Origin of the sequence: Proteus appendicitidis (assembly GCF_030271835.1) — a bacterium.
Taxonomy (GTDB): Bacteria; Pseudomonadota; Gammaproteobacteria; order Enterobacterales; family Enterobacteriaceae; genus Proteus; species Proteus appendicitidis.
In genome coordinates this window covers 2,869,417-2,889,198 of sequence record NZ_CP127389.1, presented here as the reverse complement: position 1 = coordinate 2,889,198, position 19,782 = coordinate 2,869,417, and the positions used below count along the sequence as shown (strand labels likewise).

Annotated in this window: 16 protein-coding genes and 1 tRNA gene; 12 read left to right on the top strand and 5 right to left on the bottom strand. The window is 35.2% G+C overall.

The window, feature by feature from the left end; all coding sequences use genetic code 11:
- Positions 1-19 precede the first annotated feature (19 nt).
- A complete protein-coding gene (gene ygfZ / locus QQS39_RS13605; protein WP_285804714.1) occupies positions 20-1,006 on the bottom strand; it encodes a tRNA-modifying protein YgfZ in 987 nt (328 codons plus the stop codon).
- A gap of 264 nt (positions 1,007-1,270) precedes the next feature.
- Between ygfZ and sdhE the strand changes: the two genes are divergently transcribed.
- Positions 1,271-1,546, top strand: a complete 276-nt coding sequence (sdhE, locus tag QQS39_RS13600) for an FAD assembly factor SdhE (protein WP_036913402.1) — start codon at positions 1,271-1,273, stop codon at positions 1,544-1,546.
- A gap of 479 nt (positions 1,547-2,025) precedes the next feature.
- On the top strand, positions 2,026-2,433 hold the full coding sequence (locus QQS39_RS13595) for a protein YgfX (RefSeq protein ID WP_151435708.1): 408 nt from the start codon (positions 2,026-2,028) through the stop codon (positions 2,431-2,433).
- A gap of 16 nt (positions 2,434-2,449) precedes the next feature.
- Here the strand turns inward: QQS39_RS13595 and fldB are convergent, their stop codons facing one another.
- Positions 2,450-2,968 (bottom strand): flavodoxin FldB, encoded by a 519-nt coding sequence (gene fldB / locus QQS39_RS13590; protein WP_100159164.1) that lies wholly within the window; start codon positions 2,966-2,968, stop codon positions 2,450-2,452.
- Between the two features lie 108 nt (positions 2,969-3,076).
- Between fldB and xerD the strand changes: the two genes are divergently transcribed.
- From xerD to QQS39_RS13550, 8 genes are all read left to right on the top strand, one after another.
- Positions 3,077-4,015 carry a site-specific tyrosine recombinase XerD gene (xerD, locus tag QQS39_RS13585; RefSeq protein ID WP_151435707.1) on the top strand — a complete coding sequence of 313 codons (939 nt, stop codon included), beginning with the start codon at positions 3,077-3,079 and terminating at the stop codon, positions 4,013-4,015.
- A 33-nt stretch (positions 4,016-4,048) separates the two neighbouring features.
- Entirely contained in the window at positions 4,049-4,756 is a 708-nt protein-coding gene (gene dsbC, locus QQS39_RS13580; protein WP_151435706.1) for a bifunctional protein-disulfide isomerase/oxidoreductase DsbC, read from the top strand.
- Positions 4,757-4,765: 9 nt separating this feature from the next.
- Positions 4,766-6,499 (top strand): single-stranded-DNA-specific exonuclease RecJ, encoded by a 1,734-nt coding sequence (recJ, locus tag QQS39_RS13575; RefSeq protein ID WP_285804713.1) that lies wholly within the window; start codon positions 4,766-4,768, stop codon positions 6,497-6,499.
- Between the two features lie 170 nt (positions 6,500-6,669).
- Positions 6,670-7,768 (top strand): peptide chain release factor 2 gene (gene prfB, locus QQS39_RS13570; protein ID WP_285804712.1). Its coding sequence is split into 2 segments (ribosomal slippage): positions 6,670-6,744 and positions 6,746-7,768, totalling 1,098 coding nucleotides; the frame shifts between segments, so codons are not numbered across the junction.
- 8 nt (positions 7,769-7,776) lie between these two features.
- Entirely contained in the window at positions 7,777-9,291 is a 1,515-nt protein-coding gene (gene lysS, locus QQS39_RS13565) for a lysine--tRNA ligase (protein ID WP_196570305.1), read from the top strand.
- A gap of 207 nt (positions 9,292-9,498) precedes the next feature.
- Positions 9,499-9,572 (top strand) — tRNA-Gly (locus tag QQS39_RS13560).
- 353 nt (positions 9,573-9,925) lie between these two features.
- On the top strand, positions 9,926-12,190 hold the full coding sequence (locus tag QQS39_RS13555; RefSeq protein WP_285804711.1) for a TonB-dependent receptor domain-containing protein: 2,265 nt from the start codon (positions 9,926-9,928) through the stop codon (positions 12,188-12,190).
- Between the two features lie 372 nt (positions 12,191-12,562).
- Complete coding sequence (locus QQS39_RS13550; RefSeq protein WP_151435702.1) at positions 12,563-14,113, top strand: methyl-accepting chemotaxis protein; 1,551 nt, start codon at positions 12,563-12,565, stop codon at positions 14,111-14,113.
- 253 nt (positions 14,114-14,366) lie between these two features.
- Here QQS39_RS13550 and QQS39_RS13545 read toward each other — a convergent pair whose 3' ends face one another.
- From QQS39_RS13545 to QQS39_RS13535, 3 genes are all read right to left on the bottom strand, one after another.
- Positions 14,367-14,570, bottom strand: a complete 204-nt coding sequence (locus QQS39_RS13545; protein WP_151435701.1) for a hypothetical protein — start codon at positions 14,568-14,570, stop codon at positions 14,367-14,369.
- A gap of 303 nt (positions 14,571-14,873) precedes the next feature.
- Positions 14,874-15,083 carry a sigma-S stabilization anti-adapter protein IraP gene (locus tag QQS39_RS13540; protein ID WP_069367749.1) on the bottom strand — a complete coding sequence of 70 codons (210 nt, stop codon included), beginning with the start codon at positions 15,081-15,083 and terminating at the stop codon, positions 14,874-14,876.
- Between the two features lie 505 nt (positions 15,084-15,588).
- Complete coding sequence (locus QQS39_RS13535) at positions 15,589-16,137, bottom strand: NADPH-dependent FMN reductase (RefSeq protein WP_151435700.1); 549 nt, start codon at positions 16,135-16,137, stop codon at positions 15,589-15,591.
- A gap of 437 nt (positions 16,138-16,574) precedes the next feature.
- Between QQS39_RS13535 and QQS39_RS13530 the strand changes: the two genes are divergently transcribed.
- Complete coding sequence (locus tag QQS39_RS13530; protein WP_265576077.1) at positions 16,575-17,066, top strand: YuaE family lipoprotein; 492 nt, start codon at positions 16,575-16,577, stop codon at positions 17,064-17,066.
- A 5-nt stretch (positions 17,067-17,071) separates the two neighbouring features.
- Positions 17,072-19,774 carry a sugar transporter gene (locus QQS39_RS13525; RefSeq protein ID WP_285804710.1) on the top strand — a complete coding sequence of 901 codons (2,703 nt, stop codon included), beginning with the start codon at positions 17,072-17,074 and terminating at the stop codon, positions 19,772-19,774.
- Positions 19,775-19,782 lie beyond the last annotated feature (8 nt).

The window sequence follows — 19,782 nt, the reverse complement described above, 5'->3', positions numbered from 1 at the left end:
TGGTTATGATAAATAAGAATTACTCTTCTTCTAAAGAATAAGGCAGTGGTTTAATGGATAAACGACTGATGTCATCGTTTTGAACGCGAAATACACTATCGGGTTCCATATCGTTATTCATAACAACTTCAGCCAAAATAGTATTATCAGCCATACGTACAGCACTTAATACTGTTCCTGTTTTACGCCATTTATCTTCGCCTAATTGCCATTCAACGCTACCACCGATCTCAGGTAATTCAGTACCACCACCTGATAACAGATACATTGCACGTTTATTTGCACCTCTGAATTTCGCACGGGATACCATTTCTTGCCCGGTATAACAGCCTTTTTTAAAGCAGATGCTCAGAGGTAATGCTTGCAGATTTGTTGCTTGAGGTAAGAATTGCTCAATATTGGGAGTATCAATAATAGGATATCCAGCCTCAATATCTAAGGCTAACCATTGCTCACTATCACCGGTTTCTGCTTTTAATGTTGTTGCAAGATTTTTTGCTGTTGCTTCGTCTGTTACGATTAAAAAGCGTTCAGTAGGTAAAGGCAGTTGCAGAATGTAAGTATTATCGTGATTAACCACTTCGTTTGCTTTACGAGGAATATTTGGAAAGTAATCTGCTAATGCAAGAGCAGCACCTTGCCCTGCTAATCCTAATAAAACTCTATCTGTATTTTCCGCTAAGGTTACTTTTGAAAATACAGCATATTTTTTTAATTCAGCAAGTTGTTTTTGTGCGACATTTTTACGCAAAATATAAGCAAAGCCTTCTTGCTGGTGGAATAAGCGAAGTGTACTCCACATTTTACCTTTTGCTTCACAGTGCGCAGCCAATGTATGTGTTGTTGTTGGAAGTGCTGCAATATCCGTTGTTAGTTGACCTTGTAGATATTTTTCACTGTCAGCACCTGTTGCTGTTATCAGTGACCATTCATCTAAAGAAACCAGTGTTAATGGCAAATTGATTGCTGCATGAGGGCGTTTAGCCTGAGTAGAATTTTGAGTCATGATGTCACCAGATATTAAATTAATCAGATACATCAGTTATGGTAAAAGAGTGGCAAGACAATGCAAGTCATTATTATTTTTAGCGCACAGAAAATGAACTTGATAAATAACAAATGAAAGCGTGTTCAATAAGTTGTCTATGAGACTAAACCAGCAAACTGTGATCATTTTGATGTTAAAAATTTTGCGATAAGACTATTATCAGTGCTAGGAAGAAATAGTGGTATTTCTTGATTTGAACAATGTAAAGAGCTGAGTATGACTATCGATATAGAGAATAAAGCACGAATTAACTGGGCATGTCGTCGTGGAATGCGTGAACTGGATATTTCTATCATGCCTTTTTTCGAGAATGAGTACGATACGCTATCTGATAACGATAAAGCGCTTTTTGTTCGTTTACTAGAGTGTGCAGATCCTGATTTATTTAACTGGTTAATGAATCATGGACGCCCAGATGATGATGCGCTCTATTATATGGTGAAATTAATCCAAGATCGCAATAAAGCTAGAATGGCGGAGATCGTTGATAAATATTAATAAAATAGATTATCAAATCAGCGATAGATTAAGCAATAATTAAGATTGATTAAAAATGACACCTTTATTTTATCATCTAATAAAGGTGTTTTTATTTTTTATATAAAAATGTAATAATATTAAGAACACTCTAAAATTTACTGAAATAAAAAATGTAGTTGCGTTAAATTTGCGCACTATCTCTAAAAATGATCGTTTAAATCGCCTTTTTTCGATATTTTTCGTTTTATACTTAATAAATCAGCTATGCTAATTTTATTAAAACCGCGATTAAGAAAGAATAGAATTACGTATTTATTATTAAATTATATTTTTTTAACACATATTAAATCAAAAAAGTAACAATAAATAATCACTCTAAAATATAAGATTAATTATTTGTAATATTAAGGCAGAAGTTTCATTATAAATAGGTTGGTTTTTATTACCTTGAACTTATTTATATTCGTATAGAATTACAGCAGGAGTTAATATAACTCGTGATTTTATTGAAATCGCACCTCACAGTATCATGGTTCACTCAACTCTTCTCAACGGTTGCTTATGTTGTCTTTGTGATCGGTTTACTGTTGTATCCATGGCCTCCTAATTTTATTTATGTTTGGGTTCCATTGTTACTTTTCTTGATAGTTAGTTGGTATTTTACACAAAAGAATATTAGTCGTATCAAAGGGGATTTTATTTTACTAAATGGCAACCGAATTCAATGGAAACTGCATGAATGGCAAATAACAAAACGCCCTTGGATCAGTCGTTTTGGTACTCGAATAACGTTGACTTCTATTCTAAATAAAAAGCAAATTACGTTATGGGTTGCTTTTGATAGTATGGCTGAAAATGAGTGGCGTAACTTTTCTCAGTTATTAATGCAATATCCAGATATTTAATATCTGGACATTAAATTTATAACTTTTCTTCTACTTCACGTAGAATTTGCATACACCATTGTGATAAACGTTCATCAGTTTCTTCAAATTGGTTTACGTCATCTAATGCAAGACCAACAAAATGTTTACCATCATCTGATAAAGGTTTTGGGCTGACAAACTCATACCCATCAACAGGCCAAAAACCAATAAACTTAACACCACTTGGTAATAAATGATGGTAGAGCATACCCAGCGCATCAAGAAACCATTCGCTGTAATCAACCTGATCACCCATTCCATACATTGCAATAAGCTTATTTTTTAAATTTAATGTTGGCAATGTATCCCAAATATTGAGCCAATCTTCTTGGATCTCACCAAAATCCCAAGTTGGAATACCTAAAATAAGGATGTCATATTGTTCCATAAGCGTGATGTCACACTCTTGAACATTATGAAGATCAACGAACTCTTCACCGAGAATATCACGAATTTTTTCTGCTGCCATTTCGGTGTAACAGGTGCTGGAACCGTAAAATAGACCAATTTTCATAAAGGTTTTTAGGATATTTTTGCCAATAAAGGTCACTATTGTACCAGAAAAATTTTTTTATAAGGCATAATGTAAAGGCGATAAGCTAAAGAGAGGGAGAGCAAGACTGTGTCACAAACCAAATTATCGACAAAAAAGACAACTCATATCAATGAAGATACTGATATTATCATTGAACAATTTCTCGACAATATTTGGTTGGAGCAAGGCTTATCCGCAAATACGCTCAGCTCTTATCGCTTAGACTTACAAGCATTAGGGCAATGGCTTGCACATCACCAATTAGACTGGTTATCAGTCACTACTTTGGATTTGCAATCCTTTCTCGCGACGCGTTTAGATGAAGGCTATAAAGCCAGTAGTGCTGCACGCCTACTTAGCACAATGCGCCGATTATTTCAGTATCTGTATCGCGAAAAGTTACGTTTAGACGATCCAAGCTCCTTACTGTCAACACCTAAGCTTCCTAAGCGTTTACCTAAAGATTTAAGTGAACGACAAGTTGATGATTTACTCAATGCTCCTTGTATTGATGAGCCACTTGAATTGCGCGATAAAGCAATGCTTGAAGTTCTTTATGCATGTGGGCTTCGTGTTTCTGAATTAGTGGGATTATCCCTCTCTGATATCAGCTTACGACAAGGCGTGCTACGTGTTATTGGTAAGGGCGATAAAGAACGATTAGTTCCTTTAGGTGAAGAAGCTATTTACTGGCTGGAGCAATATCTGCAATATGGAAGACCCACTTTAATGCAAGGTAAAACAGATGATATTGTTTTTCCTAGCTTAAGAGGGCAAAAAATGACACGCCAAACATTTTGGCATCGGATAAAACATTATGCCGTGATAGCAGGGATCGATACTGAAAAACTATCACCCCATGTGTTGCGTCATGCATTTGCGACACATCTCTTAAATCATGGAGCAGACTTGCGTGTTGTACAGATGTTATTGGGGCACAGTGACCTCTCTACAACACAGATTTATACCCATGTTGCAACAGAACGTTTGAAAGCGCTTCATCAGCAACATCATCCAAGGGGATAGCCGCTAAAGAGCTGGCGTTAAATAGGAATTCAAATGAAAAAGAAATTACTCTGGTTGCCAATATTATTAAGCATGGTGTCAATGCCCGTGCTTGCTGACAATGCCTCAATTGAAGCGCAACTGGCTAAAATGCAAATTAAAGCTGAAAGTATCCAACCTACACCGATTGTTGGATTAAATGCGGTGTTATCAGATAAAGGCATTTTTTATATTACAGATGATGGTAAATATCTGACCGCGGGACCTATTTATAACATTAGCAGTGGGGAGCCAGTTAGCATTGCTAATCAAGTTATCATGAAAAAAGTAGACTCACTTAAGAATGAAATGATCGTTTATAAAGCGCGAAATGAACGCCATGTGATCACTATTTTTACTGATATTAGTTGCCCTTATTGCCAAAAACTTCATCAAGAAGTGCCCGAATTGAATAAACAAGGTGTCACAGTACGCTATTTAGCGTTTCCTCGTAATGGCATTAGTAACAATATTGTGAGCAAAGAAATGAATGCTGTGTGGTGTAGTGGATTCCCTAATAAATCATTAGACAGCGCATTTAAAGGTGACAAAATTATTGCGATTGATGACTGCAAAAAAATCAATATCAATGAACACTTTAAATTAGGCACCATGATGGGTATTCAGGGTACACCTGCTATTGTGTTACCTAATGCCAGTATTTATGGTGGATATATTTCTGCGCAAAACCTTGTTGAATTATTAGATAAAAAAGAGAAGTAATTACGTTTTATGGTCACTATTGAACCGACACTGCGTCGTCGAATTGCACAGGTAACTCAATTACCGGATAACTTAGATCCCTTATTACGACAAATTTATGCTAATCGTGGAATAACATCTGAAGTTCAACTAGAACGATCGTTAAGAGGCTTACTTCATTATCAAGCATTAACCGGAATAGAAACGGCAATTTCATTACTGATTGAGGCGTTACAGCAACAATCTCGTATTGTTATTGTCGGTGATTTTGATGCCGATGGTGCAACGAGTACCGCACTTGCGATTAAAGCATTACGCCAAATGGGATTTAAGCAAGTTAGTTATCATATTCCTAATCGCTTTGATGATGGTTATGGTTTAAGCCCTCAAGTTGTTCATGATGTTGCTAAAAAAGGGGTTGATCTCATTATCACAGTTGATAATGGCATTTCCTCTTTTGAAGGTGTGGATACGGCTCATGAATATGGTATTCGTGTTCTTGTTACCGATCACCATTTACCGGGACAAACCTTACCCGCAGCTGATGCGATTATTAACCCTAATCTGACAGATTGCTCTTTTTTATCTAAATCATTAGCCGGTGTTGGCGTTACCTTTTATTTAATGACGGCATTAAGAGCTGAATTAGAAAAACAAGGTTGGTTTGAGCAACAAAACTTAGCTCGCCCTAATATGGCGGATTTTCTTGATTTAGTTGCACTAGGTACAGTGGCAGACGTTGTTCCTCTTGATGAAAATAACCGTATTTTTGTTTACGAAGGATTACGCCGAATAAGGGCTGGTCGTTGTTGTGTAGGGATCAAAGCACTTACGGAAGTTTCTCGTAAAGAGCTATCTCAATTGGTTAGTAGTGACTTAGGTTTCTCTTTAGGGCCTCGCTTAAACGCAGCAGGGCGTCTTGATGATATGTCTGTCGGTGTCGCGTTACTTTTAACTGACAATATTGGTTCAGCGCGTGAAATTGCTAATGAACTTGACGGATTAAATCAAACTCGGCGTGAAATTGAAGCGGGCATGCAAGAAGAAGCCTCAACTATTTTTCGCCAATTTATGGGAACGCAACACGATTTACCCAATGGTTTAGCGATTTATCATCCTCAATGGCACCAAGGTGTTGTGGGTATTTTAGCGTCTCGTATTAAAGAAAAATTGCATCGTCCAGTTATTGCGTTTGCACCTAGTGGTGATGGTTTATTAAAAGGCTCTGGTCGTTCAATTAGTGGTGTTCATCTTCGAGATGCTTTAGAGCGATTAAATACATTAAATCCGGGTTTGATGGTGAAATTTGGTGGGCACGCAATGGCGGCGGGGCTTTCACTTGAAGAGGATAAATTCCCATTATTTCAGCGCCATTTTTCGTCTTTAATGGCAGAGCTGGTTTCTGACGAACAGTTGCAAGGTGTTATTTTATCGGATGGTGAACTAACTGAAAATCAACTTTCATTGCCTATCGCAGAAATGCTAAGAGAAGCAGGTCCGTGGGGACAGGCTTTTCCTGAACCTTTATTTGACGGTAAGTTTACGCTGTTACAACAACGTATTGTGGGTAGTAAGCATTTAAAAATGATGCTTCAGCCAGTAAATAGTCATCTTATGATTGATGCAATTGCATTTAATGTTGATATCAATATATGGCCTGATAACAGTATTAAAACAGTCGAGTTAGCTTATCGATTAGATGTAAATGAGTTTAGAGGGCAACGTAATGCGCAACTGCTTGTTGAGCATATTTGGCCTTGTTAACACGAATAATTAAGCAATTTACCGTGATATAAAGAGTCACGTTGTTATGCTAATAACTATCTGGTAGACAGTTGTATATAAATGCTATAAACCCGCTGATATATCCGTTACAATATGCGGTTCAAAATTTATTCCAATTGTTTTTAAAAATAACATAAAGACGAAAAAATATGTTTGAAATCAACCCCGTAAAACACCAAGTTGAAGAAGTCTCTGAAAGAACGAATGTTCTCAGGGGGTATCTTTGACTATGATGCCAAGAAAGAGCGTTTAGAAGAAGTTAACGCTGAATTAGAACAACCTGATGTATGGAATGAGCCAGAAAGGGCGCAAGCATTAGGCAAAGAGCGTTCATCTCTTGAGGCTATCGTAGAAACAATCGATCAGTTAGAGCAAGGACTAGAAGACGTTTCTGGTTTACTTGAATTAGCTGTTGAAGCTGATGACGAAGAAACATTTAACGAAGCTATTGCTGAATTAGATGGTTTAAATAAAAAGCTTGAGCAATTAGAATTCCGTCGTATGTTCTCTGGTGAATATGACAGTGCGGATTGCTACCTTGATTTACAAGCCGGCTCTGGTGGTACAGAAGCGCAAGATTGGGCAAGTATGCTGATGCGCATGTACTTGCGTTGGGCGGAATCAAGAGGCTTTAAAACAGAAATTATTGAAGAATCTGACGGTGATGTTGCAGGGTTAAAATCAGCGACTATCAAAATTATTGGTGAGTACGCCTATGGTTGGTTACGTACAGAAACGGGTGTTCATCGCCTAGTTCGTAAAAGCCCCTTTGACTCAGGTGGCCGTCGTCATACCTCATTTAGTTCTGCCTTTATTTACCCTGAAGTTGATGACAATATTGATATTGAAATCAACCCTGCTGATTTACGTATTGACGTTTATCGTGCTTCGGGTGCGGGTGGACAGCACGTTAACAAAACAGAATCTGCGGTTCGTATTACCCACGTTCCAACAGGTCTTGTTACTCAATGCCAAAACGATCGCTCTCAGCATAAGAACAAAGATCAGGCAATGAAGCAGATGAAAGCGAAGTTATACGAGCTGGAAATGCAGAAGAAAAATGCAGACAAGCAAGTAATGGAAGATAACAAGTCCGATATTGGCTGGGGTAGTCAAATTCGTTCTTATGTTCTTGATGATTCACGTATTAAAGATTTACGTACTGGTGTGGAAACGCGTAATACACAAGCAGTATTAGACGGTGATCTTGATAAATTTATTGAAGCTAGCTTAAAAGCGGGCCTGTGAGGAAAAACATGTCGCAACAGCAACAAGGTGCGGAGCAGGCACCTGATTTAAATAACGAACTGCAAACACGCCGCGAAAAATTATCCGCTTTACGTGATAATGGTAACGCATTCCCAAATGATTTTCGCAGAAATGCGCTGTCTGACGAATTACATCAAAAGTATGATGCAATGAGTGCAGAAGAGTTAGAAGCCGCAAATGTGGAAGTTTCTATTGCAGGTCGTATGATGACTCGCCGTATTATGGGCAAGGCATCTTTCGCTACATTGCAAGACATGGGTGGTCGTATTCAGCTTTATGTTTCTCGTGATGATTTACCAGAAGGTATCTATAACGAGCAATTTAAAAAATGGGATTTGGGCGATATCTTAGGGGCTAGTGGTCGTGTTTTTAAAACGAAAACGGGTGAACTAAGTATTCATTGTCACGAAGTGCGTTTATTAACTAAAGCATTACGCCCATTACCGGATAAATTCCACGGTTTAGCTGACCAAGAAATGCGTTATCGTCAGCGCTATTTAGATCTGATCTCTAATGAAGAATCGCGTAAAACGTTCCAAATTCGTTCACAAGTTATGGCGGGTATCCGTCAATTTATGGTGAACAAAGGCTTTATGGAAGTTGAAACGCCAATGATGCAAACCATTCCTGGTGGAGCAAGTGCGCGTCCGTTTATTACGCACCATAATGCGTTAGATATCGATATGTATCTGCGTATTGCACCTGAATTATATTTAAAACGTTTAGTTGTGGGTGGTTTTGATCGCGTATTTGAAATCAACCGTAACTTCCGTAACGAGGGTGTATCACCACGTCATAACCCAGAGTTTACAATGATGGAACTCTATATGGCGTATGCAGATTACCGCGACTTGATTGAATTAACTGAAGAATTATTCCGTACATTAACTGAAAATGTACTTGGCTCTTCATTAGTGAAATATGGTGATCAAGAGTTTGATTTTGGTAAACCTTTTGCTAAATTAACCATGAAAGAAGCTATCTGCAAATATCGTCCAGAAACCGTAATGGCTGATCTTGATGATATGGATAAAGCGGTTGCTATTGCTCAATCTATTGGTATTAAGATTGAGAAAAGCTGGGGCTTAGGTCGTGTTCAGTGTGAAATTTTTGAAGAAGTTGCAGAAAGCCACTTAATTCAACCAACGTTCATTATTGAATACCCAGCAGAAGTTTCTCCACTGGCTCGTCGTAACGATGATAATCCATTTATCACTGACCGCTTCGAATTCTTTATTGGTGGTCGTGAAATTGGTAATGGTTTCTCAGAACTCAATGATGCACAAGACCAAGCAGAGCGTTTTGAAGATCAAGTTCGCCAAAAAGAAGCGGGTGATGCAGAAGCTATGTTCTTCGACCATGACTATATCACGGCATTAGAACATGGTTTACCGCCAACAGCAGGTTTAGGTATTGGTATTGACCGTATGGTGATGTTATTTACTGACAGCCATACTATTCGTGATGTTATTTTATTCCCGGCAATGCGCCCTAATAAATAATTGTTATTTTGAATAACTGCTATTTTAAATAAATGGTTAATTAGCGAATAACATTAACGAATATCGATATAGTTATAAAGCCACCGGAAGGTGGCTTTATTGTTTTAAAAAACAAATTGTTATCTTTTTTTCGATGATTAAATAATCATTTAAATAAGAAGGGGATTGTCGTTCAATCAAGGAGGCGTATAATCAGAAAAATCCAATGCGGGCGTAGTTCAATGGTAGAACGAGAGCTTCCCAAGCTCTATACGAGGGTTCGATTCCCTTCGCCCGCTCCAAATAATCTTTTCCTCAATATCATCTCAATACTCACTGTTTAAATCCTATTTCACTTATTTTATCAAACCAATAAGTCAAATAATTAGTATAAAAACCCAAATGTTAATCAGATGATAATAATAGTTATTATTATATTGATAATTATTATCATTGGAGTATATTCCTATTCCTTAAATAAACCATTAAAGGAATATAACCCTATAAATAATATAGCTATTTTATTTTTCTATTGTTCAAAAAGCTAATAGTTATTCAAATTTATTAGATAAATGACAGATTAATTTTTAACATTCATCAGGTTACTTGATGATATAAAACGATTGATAGTTGATAAGTGAAAGGCATTAGTTAAATGATATTTCAAGCAAAAAAAAACATAATAACCTTAGTTATTTTATGCACATCAACGTCATCTTTAGCCAGCCAAAATACGCCAGCAAATCAAGAAGACAAACTTGTTGTTACCGCAAATAAAACTAAAACAGATATTAAACAGATTAATACAAAAGACATTAGTACGATAAGAGGAACTACTAACTCAGATATCTTTGCTAATGAAACATCGCTTCAAAGTAATAATTCTAGAAATGAAGCGGGAGCGCTTGATATTGGTATTCGTGGGTTACAAGGAAATGGTCGTGTTCCTATTATTATTGATGGAAGTCTACAATCAACGAATACATGGCGGGGTTATCAAGGAAGTTCAGATAGAACATATATTGATTCTGATTTGATTGATACTATCGAAATAGAAAAAGGTGCTTCCATGAGTAAATTCTCGGGGGGCGCGATTGGTGGAACAGTTAAGTTAAAAACCATTTCAGCAAATAGTATTATTCCTCAAGGTGATCAAGTTGGCTTTCTATTTAAAGGCAGCCTTTATAATAATAATGTTAGACCTACTATTGGCTCAAATGAGAAAGAAGAAGGCAACTATCGACCATCAACAGATTTAAAAAGTACCCATTTTAATAATGGTGCTTATACCGCGGGTGTTGCTTATCGAAATGAAAAATTCGATTTCTTAATGGCTTATAGTGATCGTACACAGGGTAACTTTGTTGCGGGTAAGCATGGTTATGACAAATATAGGCTAGCAGATTCACCGATTAAACCTGGACAGGAAGTTGTTAATACCAGTTATGACAGTCAGTCAACTTTACTGAAGTCCAATATCTATTTTAATCCTTACTCCAGTTTAGAAATTAACTACCGCCATCATGAACAAAGAGCGGGTGAAGTTCTTGCTGCTTATTGGTATCAATCTGATGGACAAATGTCACAATGGACATTAGGTAGCGCCAGAATAGATACAACGTCTGTAAATTACTCTTATAAACCAGAGTCGATTTTAGTGGATATGAATATCGGCGTATGGTGGACCAAAGGAAAATTTAATCAAAGAAATGGTTTAACAGATGATGTTTCTGCTCATTATGGTGATCAATACAAACATAAATACAGTGACGAACGAATTGGTTTTAATATCGAAAATACGTCACAGCTTGCCAATAAGCCAATAGATATTACTTATGGTATTGAGTATATGGCTCAAACAACAAAACCATTAACTAAAAGGTATGAATCTAATTGGAGCCCAGAGGGGATAACGCAAGGCAGAGAACTATTTACGGCAAATCGCAATGCAAAAGGAATATCCAGCTCACTATTTACCAATATTGCTTATAAAGGTAAATGGATTGATACATTGGGCGGTTGGCGTATTCATTCCTTTAAAGTTGAAGATCATATTGCCGGAAAAACAACAACCTATGGACCTAAAAATGATTTCTTTGGTGAGATACGTTTCCATGTGACACCAGATTTAGATCTTTATAGCAAATATTCAGATACTTATAGAGAGCCGAGTTTATTTGAAAGCTCTGTATCAGATCAAACCTATTCTTATAACCCTAAGTATCCGATTAAACCTGAAAATGCGCGATCTTTCGAAGTAGGTATCCATTTAGATAAAGATAATCTTATTTTTGATGAAGATAATACGTCATTACGTATTGCTTATTTCAATAATGATATTAAAAATTATCTTTCTCAAGGGGTAAATCCAAATGGTGGATATTATCCTGAGTCTTACGTTGTCACTAAGAATTACGATAAATTTAAATTATCAGGTTATGAAGTTGAATTAAAATATGATTCAAATTATCTATTTGGTTCAGTTGATGCGACTTTCTATAATAAAGCCGATCTATGTTCAAAAGCTGAAATGGAATTAGGTCACCTTGAATCAGCCTGTAATTCTGTTGGTTTTGCATGGGGATTATCACCTTCAAGAATACCACCAGAGAAAATTTTCTCAGGGATTGCGGGTATTAAAATGTTTGATCAAAAATTACAGACAGGCGTTAGGGTTCGTTATAATTCAGGAAAAGATTACCCTCAAAAATGGTTAGTCGGTACGGCTGCGGCTCCTGTTCAGAAACTATATTCATCAACAACTGTCGATCTTTTTGGTAAGTACGCATTAAGAAAAAATATCAACTTCACATTTAATATTGATAACTTAACGAATCGTTATACATTTGATCCTGGTACGGTTATTTATATGCCAATTCCTGGACGTACTGTTAGATTAGGGATAGAAACAACCTTCTAACGATAAAATATGATCACCTCAGATTTGTTATAATTTGAGGTGATTTTTATTGAGTTAATTATTTAAGAATATTCTAAACCTCATTTTCCCTTCAACTATCCTTTTATTTTTTTAATGCTTCTTATTTATTTTTCAATTCACTATTTTTATGGCGCATTGATTTTATAGAATTTTATTTTTTTTATATCAAATTATAAAAAATGATAGATAAGTAACGTTTTTGCTTCTTTTGTCTAACTCTTTTTATGTATAGAAAATAAAAAACCAATTTATAAAAAACTTTAGTAAAAAATTAAAATAAATTGAAAAACTGTCGATAAGAGTACATTACGCCCTATTGGGCTTACTTTATCTTGTTAGTTGAGAAATTCGATGCAGAAACTTCGTAACATTACTATTCGTCTGATGCTGATAATCATATTGGGGACTTTATGTGTGTTATTTGGCGGTGTTAGTCTTTATAGCGCATGGTCACTATCACAAATATCTCAAGGCAATCAATCTGATAATCAAATAATAAAACAAATGGCTGCACTCAGTCAGGGAAATGATCAGTATTTTCGATTCACGTCTCGACTAAATCGTCTCATTGATGAAAAAGCAGAAGGCAAAGACGTCGATTTTACCCAAGTACAATTGGCGATGGAAAATATGGAAAAACAGATTGAGTATATGAAATCTGTTTCTCCAGGACCTATGGATGCAAAAGTATCAAAAGAACTTATGGACGTATGGCAAGCGCTTTTTGAACAAGGCGTAAAAAAGCAGATGGAATTAGCGCTCAATGGCACTATCGAGCAATATACACATCATGCAAAAAATGTAACACCTGCATTGAGTCGCGAATTAGGCAATGTAAGCGAAAACTTTAATCATGTCGCAAATATAAAAATTGATAATACGATTGAAGAAGTGGATAAGCTTATTGAAGTGACACAAATTGTTATTGTTATTAGTGCCATTTTAGGGGCAATTATTCTGTTCCTCACAGATCGCTATTTAGCCGTTATGTTACAAAAACCACTCGAAAATATTCGCCAACATTTTGTGAAAATTACAGAAGGTGATCTAAGTCAGCCACTAGAACCTTTTGGTAATAACTGTGCAGGGCGATTAATACCCTTATTAAATGATATGCAAAATAGTTTGCATGAAGCGGTAAGTACGATCCGAATGGGAAGTGACAGTATTTATCGTGGTGCTTCTGAAATAGCCAAAGGGAATAATGATTTAGCTTCTCGTACAGAAGAGCAAGCAACAGCATTAGAACAAACAGCAGCAAGTATGGAAGAGATAACAGCGGCTGTGAACCAGAACATGGAACATGCTTATCAAGCAAGAGAATTGGCTGAAGTTGCATCAGTGACTGTTGAAAAAGGCAATGAATTAGCTGAATCTGTTGTGACAACAATGGATGGGATCTCTAATAGTTCAAGCAAAATTGCAGATATCATCAATGTCATTAATAACATTGCGTTTCAAACCAATATACTCGCTTTAAATGCATCAGTAGAAGCGGCAAGAGCAGGGGCACATGGCCGAGGATTTATGGTTGTCGCCAATGAAGTGCGTAATTTAGCCGGAGATAGTGCCAAAGCGGCTAAAGAGATTGAAGTTCTTATTGCTGATTCCACCGCCCGTGTAAAAAAGGGGGCAAAATTAGTCAGTGATATGGAAAATACGATGGAAGACATTTTGACGGGCGTTAAACAGGTAACGTCAATAATGAAAGAAATTACAATTGCATCTGAAGAGCAAAGTAAAGGTATTGGTCAAGTGAGTGTGGCGATTACTCAAATGGATGGTGTAACACAACAGAATGCCTCTTTAGTTGAACAAGTTTCAGCAGCAGCCATTTCATTAGAAAGACAAACCGAAGAATTACAGTTATCGGTACAAAAGTTTAATCTTGCTCATCGTTAATAGAGAAAAAATTTATAAAGTATGTGTCTAAGGTGGTAAGTTTTTACTCGTTAGACGCATAAACATCATAAATCTAAAGTTTTCATTATTATTCGAATTAGCGAACCATAAATAATCACATTATTTTGTTTATACTTAATCAATCAGTGATTATGTTAAAGTTTGAAGCTATTTGATTTTTTAAAGATGTAGATATAAATCCTCTCTAATATAAATAATAAAGAGAGGGTGTTGAAGAATGAGAATTTAATGCTTAGAGTATTTTTTTTATATATTGTTCGGTCTTACTTATAATATCTTGGTATTGAGGATGTTCGATGTAAGCATCATTGACGGTCTTATTTATATCATGGATCACTATTTCTTTTTGTTTATCTGTCAAAGTCAATAACAAGGCTTTTAGAACAACTTTTACTGCTGCAATTTCATACTCTATATTGACAACTTTTTTTTCCATAAGATCCTCAAAAGAAAGACAATTTATTGCTGTGTGATAAATTATTTTTTATATTAATTAATTGTTTAATTAAATCCAAGAAAAAATTAAATAGACAAGAAAATATACAATGTTGTCGCATTTTTCATTAGACAATAAATGTGAGGATATTTGAGATGAGGAAAATAGACACTCAGTAAATTTAACTTAGTGCTATGTAAATAAAAGGAAAATCACAGTATGTCTTATACAAAATAATCAATAGGATGCTATTAGCACCCTATAAAAATTAGGGTATAAATTTAATAGCAAATATCGTTTTCATTAGGCTTGAGTCAGTTTCTTCACATATTGCTCAGTTAAGTTAATAACTTCATTAAGCTGAGGGTATTTGTTCGATGTGTCCTCAAGCACTATAGATATATTGCCCAACATATCTCTTCGTTGTTTATCATTTAGCGTGGAAAGTAAAGACTTGATAACAATTTTTAGAGCAGCAATTTCGCATTCAATTTCTTTTAAATTTTTATCCATGATTTACCTGCCAGTATTTAATGGATTAATAATATAGGTAATTTTTTTGTTTGTCACAATTATAAAAGCATATTATTTAGAGATGTATCGCACATTATGGCTAAGGTTCTAATCTAATATAAATTATTAAAAATAATTATCAAATTGTAATTTTTATATGTGGTAATAGATTGAAGTCTATTGATATTTTATGACTTTAGAACGAATAAGATAAATGATTAAATTTGATCTCAAGTCCGATTCTATTTAAATCTCTTTACTTTTGGTTATATAACAAACAATTATTAATTGTAATAAGAAAATATATCTTTTAAGGATAATCCATTTTTGTCTTATGTTATTAAATGTTGAAGTAGACAAATTTATAGTCACTTTTAATCTATAAAATATTAAAACTTTTATTTGTCAGTAGAGATATTATAACCAAATAAATTACATTAACTTTGATGTTTAAAAAGAAAAAGAGCTTATGTTTTTCACATAAAGCTCTTTTTAGTTTATTTGATTATTGATTATTTTGCTTCACAAAAGCAACGTAGGCATCAACCCAGTTTTGCATAAAAGCTGCGGTTTTCTCTGAAAACTGCCCATTATCAACCATTCCGTCATACCATTTTAGATAACACTCTGGTTGATTTAGCGTTGGCATATTTAAGAAGGCTAATGAATTACGTAAATGCTGTTGAGCTATTGCCGTACTAATATTACCTATTGAAACACCAATAATACCGGCTGGGATTTCATTCCAAGCACTCGTTCCATAAGGGCGAGAGGCTTGATCTAATGCATTTTTCAGCACGCCAGGGATCGAGCGATTATATTCTGGAGTAACAAAAACAATACCTTGGCACGCTTTTATTTGTTGTTTGAAATCGACAACAGAAGAAGGGGTATGACTGTCATCATCTTGGTTATAGAGAGGAAGAGCACTAATATCGATAAACTGGCAGGTAAATTCTTGAGGAAATAACTTAATTAAGGCATGTGCTGTTTGCTTATTAAACGAATCTTTTCTTAAACTACCGACAACGATACCAATTTTAAAACGACTCATTTTAGTTCTCCTATTTTGAAGGATAAAATGAATATCAATACTTAATTAGATATTCATTTTTTGATTTTATCTCGGTATTAAAAAACAGCAACAAAATATAAGCGTATGTTTTACGCATATATTGCGTAAATAAATGATAAAATTAGGATTATTATTTTTATAATAATCTGGTATTATCCCATCAATATAAAAAACGATCAGTTTATATGACAACATTTTTACTAAATAAATCCGATATTCAAGATTTGATGCATTTAGTGTGATGTAAGTAGTATTTTAAGAAAAAACAAATGAAATGATAGGAACACTCATTGTAACCAAGAGTGTTAGCCTATTTATTTAGTATGCAGTAGGTAATAGAAAATTATAATAAAATGGCTTAAAATGCGACAACTCATATGCTCTTGTTTAAGTCTGATCGGAATTAAGGAAAAATGATGTCCTTATTACAAAATAAAAAGAATGTTCTCGCTGTTTTTATGGCAACCAGCGTCCTCGCCCTATCTGGGTGTGCGTGGACTGATCAAACTCGTCCAATTGAAGCGCCAGCGCCAACACAAACCACACAGCCTGTAGCAACTACTCAACCAGTAGCTGTTGCACAACCGATTTCTATGGCACCCGCAGCAGAGCCTGCTGATAGTGGCGTAGATGCAAGAAAATTAGGGCTAGCACCACAAAGTGCTTGCATCAAACAACTTGATTCTTTGAAAACTTTTTCTCCATCTGACTATCAATCCATGATGAGTTCATTTAAAGAAATTAGTGAAATCAATGCGATGTACCGTAGTGTTCAAGGTACAGCAAGTAAAGATAGCTTAGATTTATTAAAAATGAGTATTGAATCAAAAACAGAAGTTTTATGTGCAAAAGTTCGCTATTTGTCGATTATGTCAGTTAATTCGACATTAAAAAAATTAGGTGAATAATTACTATGAAATTAAAGCAGAGTGTTTGTCTCGCTTTTATGCTGTTTCCAACACTATCGTTTGCCAATAATGAGTTTAATTCTGTTATTGAAGATTTTGACCGTTATTTTGAAACGCAAGAGCCAATTAAAATTGAGCCTAAAACATCTGCTACAATTTCATCGTCAACAAGAACCGGTCAGGCTAATCGTGGAGTAAATCGCACCACAACAGCGACTCAACAAATAAAACCAGAGCAACGAGTTAAACCTTCTACGCCAGTTAAAACAGATAATCAGGCAGTCGAACCTATTAAGACTCCTGATATCACACTGGCAGAAAATTGCCCTGTGTTACCCGCGGATTATTCAAAATTAAAGAGTGATTACACTCGTTATTTAACGCCGTTGCTTTCATTTGTTCCGATTAAGCCTCAATTTGCACCCGAGGATCTTAATCGTTATAGCTACCGAAATAATGCAACGGTTTATAATCCGTTAGCACTTTATTCAAAAGAGAGTTATACAAGACCTCAACGTAATGACAACTTCTTGTTAGATATTATTCCAGGAACATTTTATTCTGTTACGGCCATCCCTTTTCACTTTGCCTATCAGTTCAATCGCTCTGTACTCGATCATAAACAACCTCTTTTTAATAAAACGTTATTAAATCGTTTAGCAGAGACGAGAAATAAATACCAAGCGCTTTATCAGAAATATACTGAGCAGGCAGCTATCACCAAAGCGCATTTAGAAAAACTTCAAAATGCAAATAACCAAATTAAACAACTTGAATTAACGCTGGCTGAAACAGAAGAAAAATTAGCGACGGCGAACAACTTACTTAATGATGACTCGTTAAAACAGGCTGTTGCCAAGCTACAAAGTGACTTAGAAACAATAAAAAAAGAACGTGACTTATTAGTTAAGCAATTAGCCGAAAAAGAGAACGTATTACAGGCAACAACAGTAAAAAATACCGAATTAGCAAAACAGCAACAAGATTTTGAAAAACAAGCAGAGGTACTTAAAACCTTAGAGGCGAAATATACTCAGCTTGAGCAAGAAAAAGAGCAATTACAATCTCAGTATCAACAGGCTCAGGTTCTGTTAAAAGATGACAGCGCCAAAAAAGAGATTGATAACTTACAAAGTTCACTTGAAAGCATAAAAGTAGAGCAAGAGAAGTTAATTAACCAATTAACTGAAAAGCAGGCACTACTCGCTAAAATTGAACAAGAAAAAGAAGCTATACAAGCTCAGTATGTTGAATCTCAGAAATTGCTAAATGACAACAATAAGCAAAAAGAACAAGAATTAGCTAATTTAGAAAGCGCAAAAAATAAAGAGATAGCAACATTAGAAAATTCGTTATCAACAATAACGACTGAGCAAGATAAATTAACTAAACAACTCACAGATGTACAAAATCAATTAGCAACAATAACGAAAGAGAAAGAAGATGTGCAGGCTCTATTTGCACAGGCTCAACTTTTGCTAAAAGATGACTCTGCGAAAAAAGAGATAGATAAATTACAAAGCACATTATTGAAGATCACATCAGAACGTGAAGATTTATCTAAAGAACTTGCGTTAAAAGTAGCAGAAGCAGAAAAGCAACAAGATGCTAATAGCAAACTTGTTGAAGAACAACGTAAAGAAATAGCACAACTACAAGCACAAGTTGAAAAAAGTAATCAGGAACAAATTCAGATTAATAAATCGCTTTTAGCTGTCCAGCAACAAAAAGATCAGGCAGACGAAAAACTAAAAGCAATTCCAGAATTAAAATTACAGTTAGATAATAAAATAACTGAATTAGCTGATTTGAAAAAGAGCTTATCTGCGGGTGAAAAAGCCGTTGATAATTTAATTGCTGATAAAAATAATCTAATAGCTAAGTTAGAAAAAACGCAAAGTGAGTTATCGAATAAATACCAAACATTAGATACACAATTTAAAGAGAATAATATCGCATTAGCTCAAGTCACTACGAGCAAAAAAGAAAGTGAGAAAACGTTAGCATTGCTAGAAAAACAACTCTCTGAAAAGCAAAATACGACGGATAAATTGAGCGCTCAATTAGCTGAAGCAAAAGCACAATTAGAAAAACAAAATACAGAAAGTACACAGCAAATTAGTACATTAAAGCAACAGCAAACAGAATCTATTGCTAAATTAAATGAGCAAATTAAAGCAAAAGATGCTGAATTAGCGAAAGTGAATACAGACACGAGTAATATTTTAAAAGAAAATAAAACGCTAAAAGAGCAGCTTGAGAAAATGGCGGGCGAAGGGCAAATGATTGCTGGGCAACTTGCTTATGCTTATTCGATTATTGGAAAAGATAATGCTCAGCGTAATAAATCCATTTTATCTGAGATCCAAAAACAAAATTACGTGCAATATGATGACAATACCTATTTTAAAATTTTAAAACAGGGTAAACCTGTTGAATCAATAGCGGGTAAAACAGTTGTCTTCACTATGCATGAAGAGCTAACAGATGGCACTGTGACGCTTAATTATGATAAAGCTAAGCCTCTTATCTTACCTTATCGCCAATTACCACTACCATTGAATACCTTTATTGCCAAAGCAGGCATCAATGGTAAAGCTAAAATTTATATAAAACCAGGTGGTGGCTATGGGAAAAATGGTGTTCCAGGGCAAGTGCCTCCAGAATCCATGTCTATCGTAACAATTGAGATCTTAGATATTAAATAGAATGATTA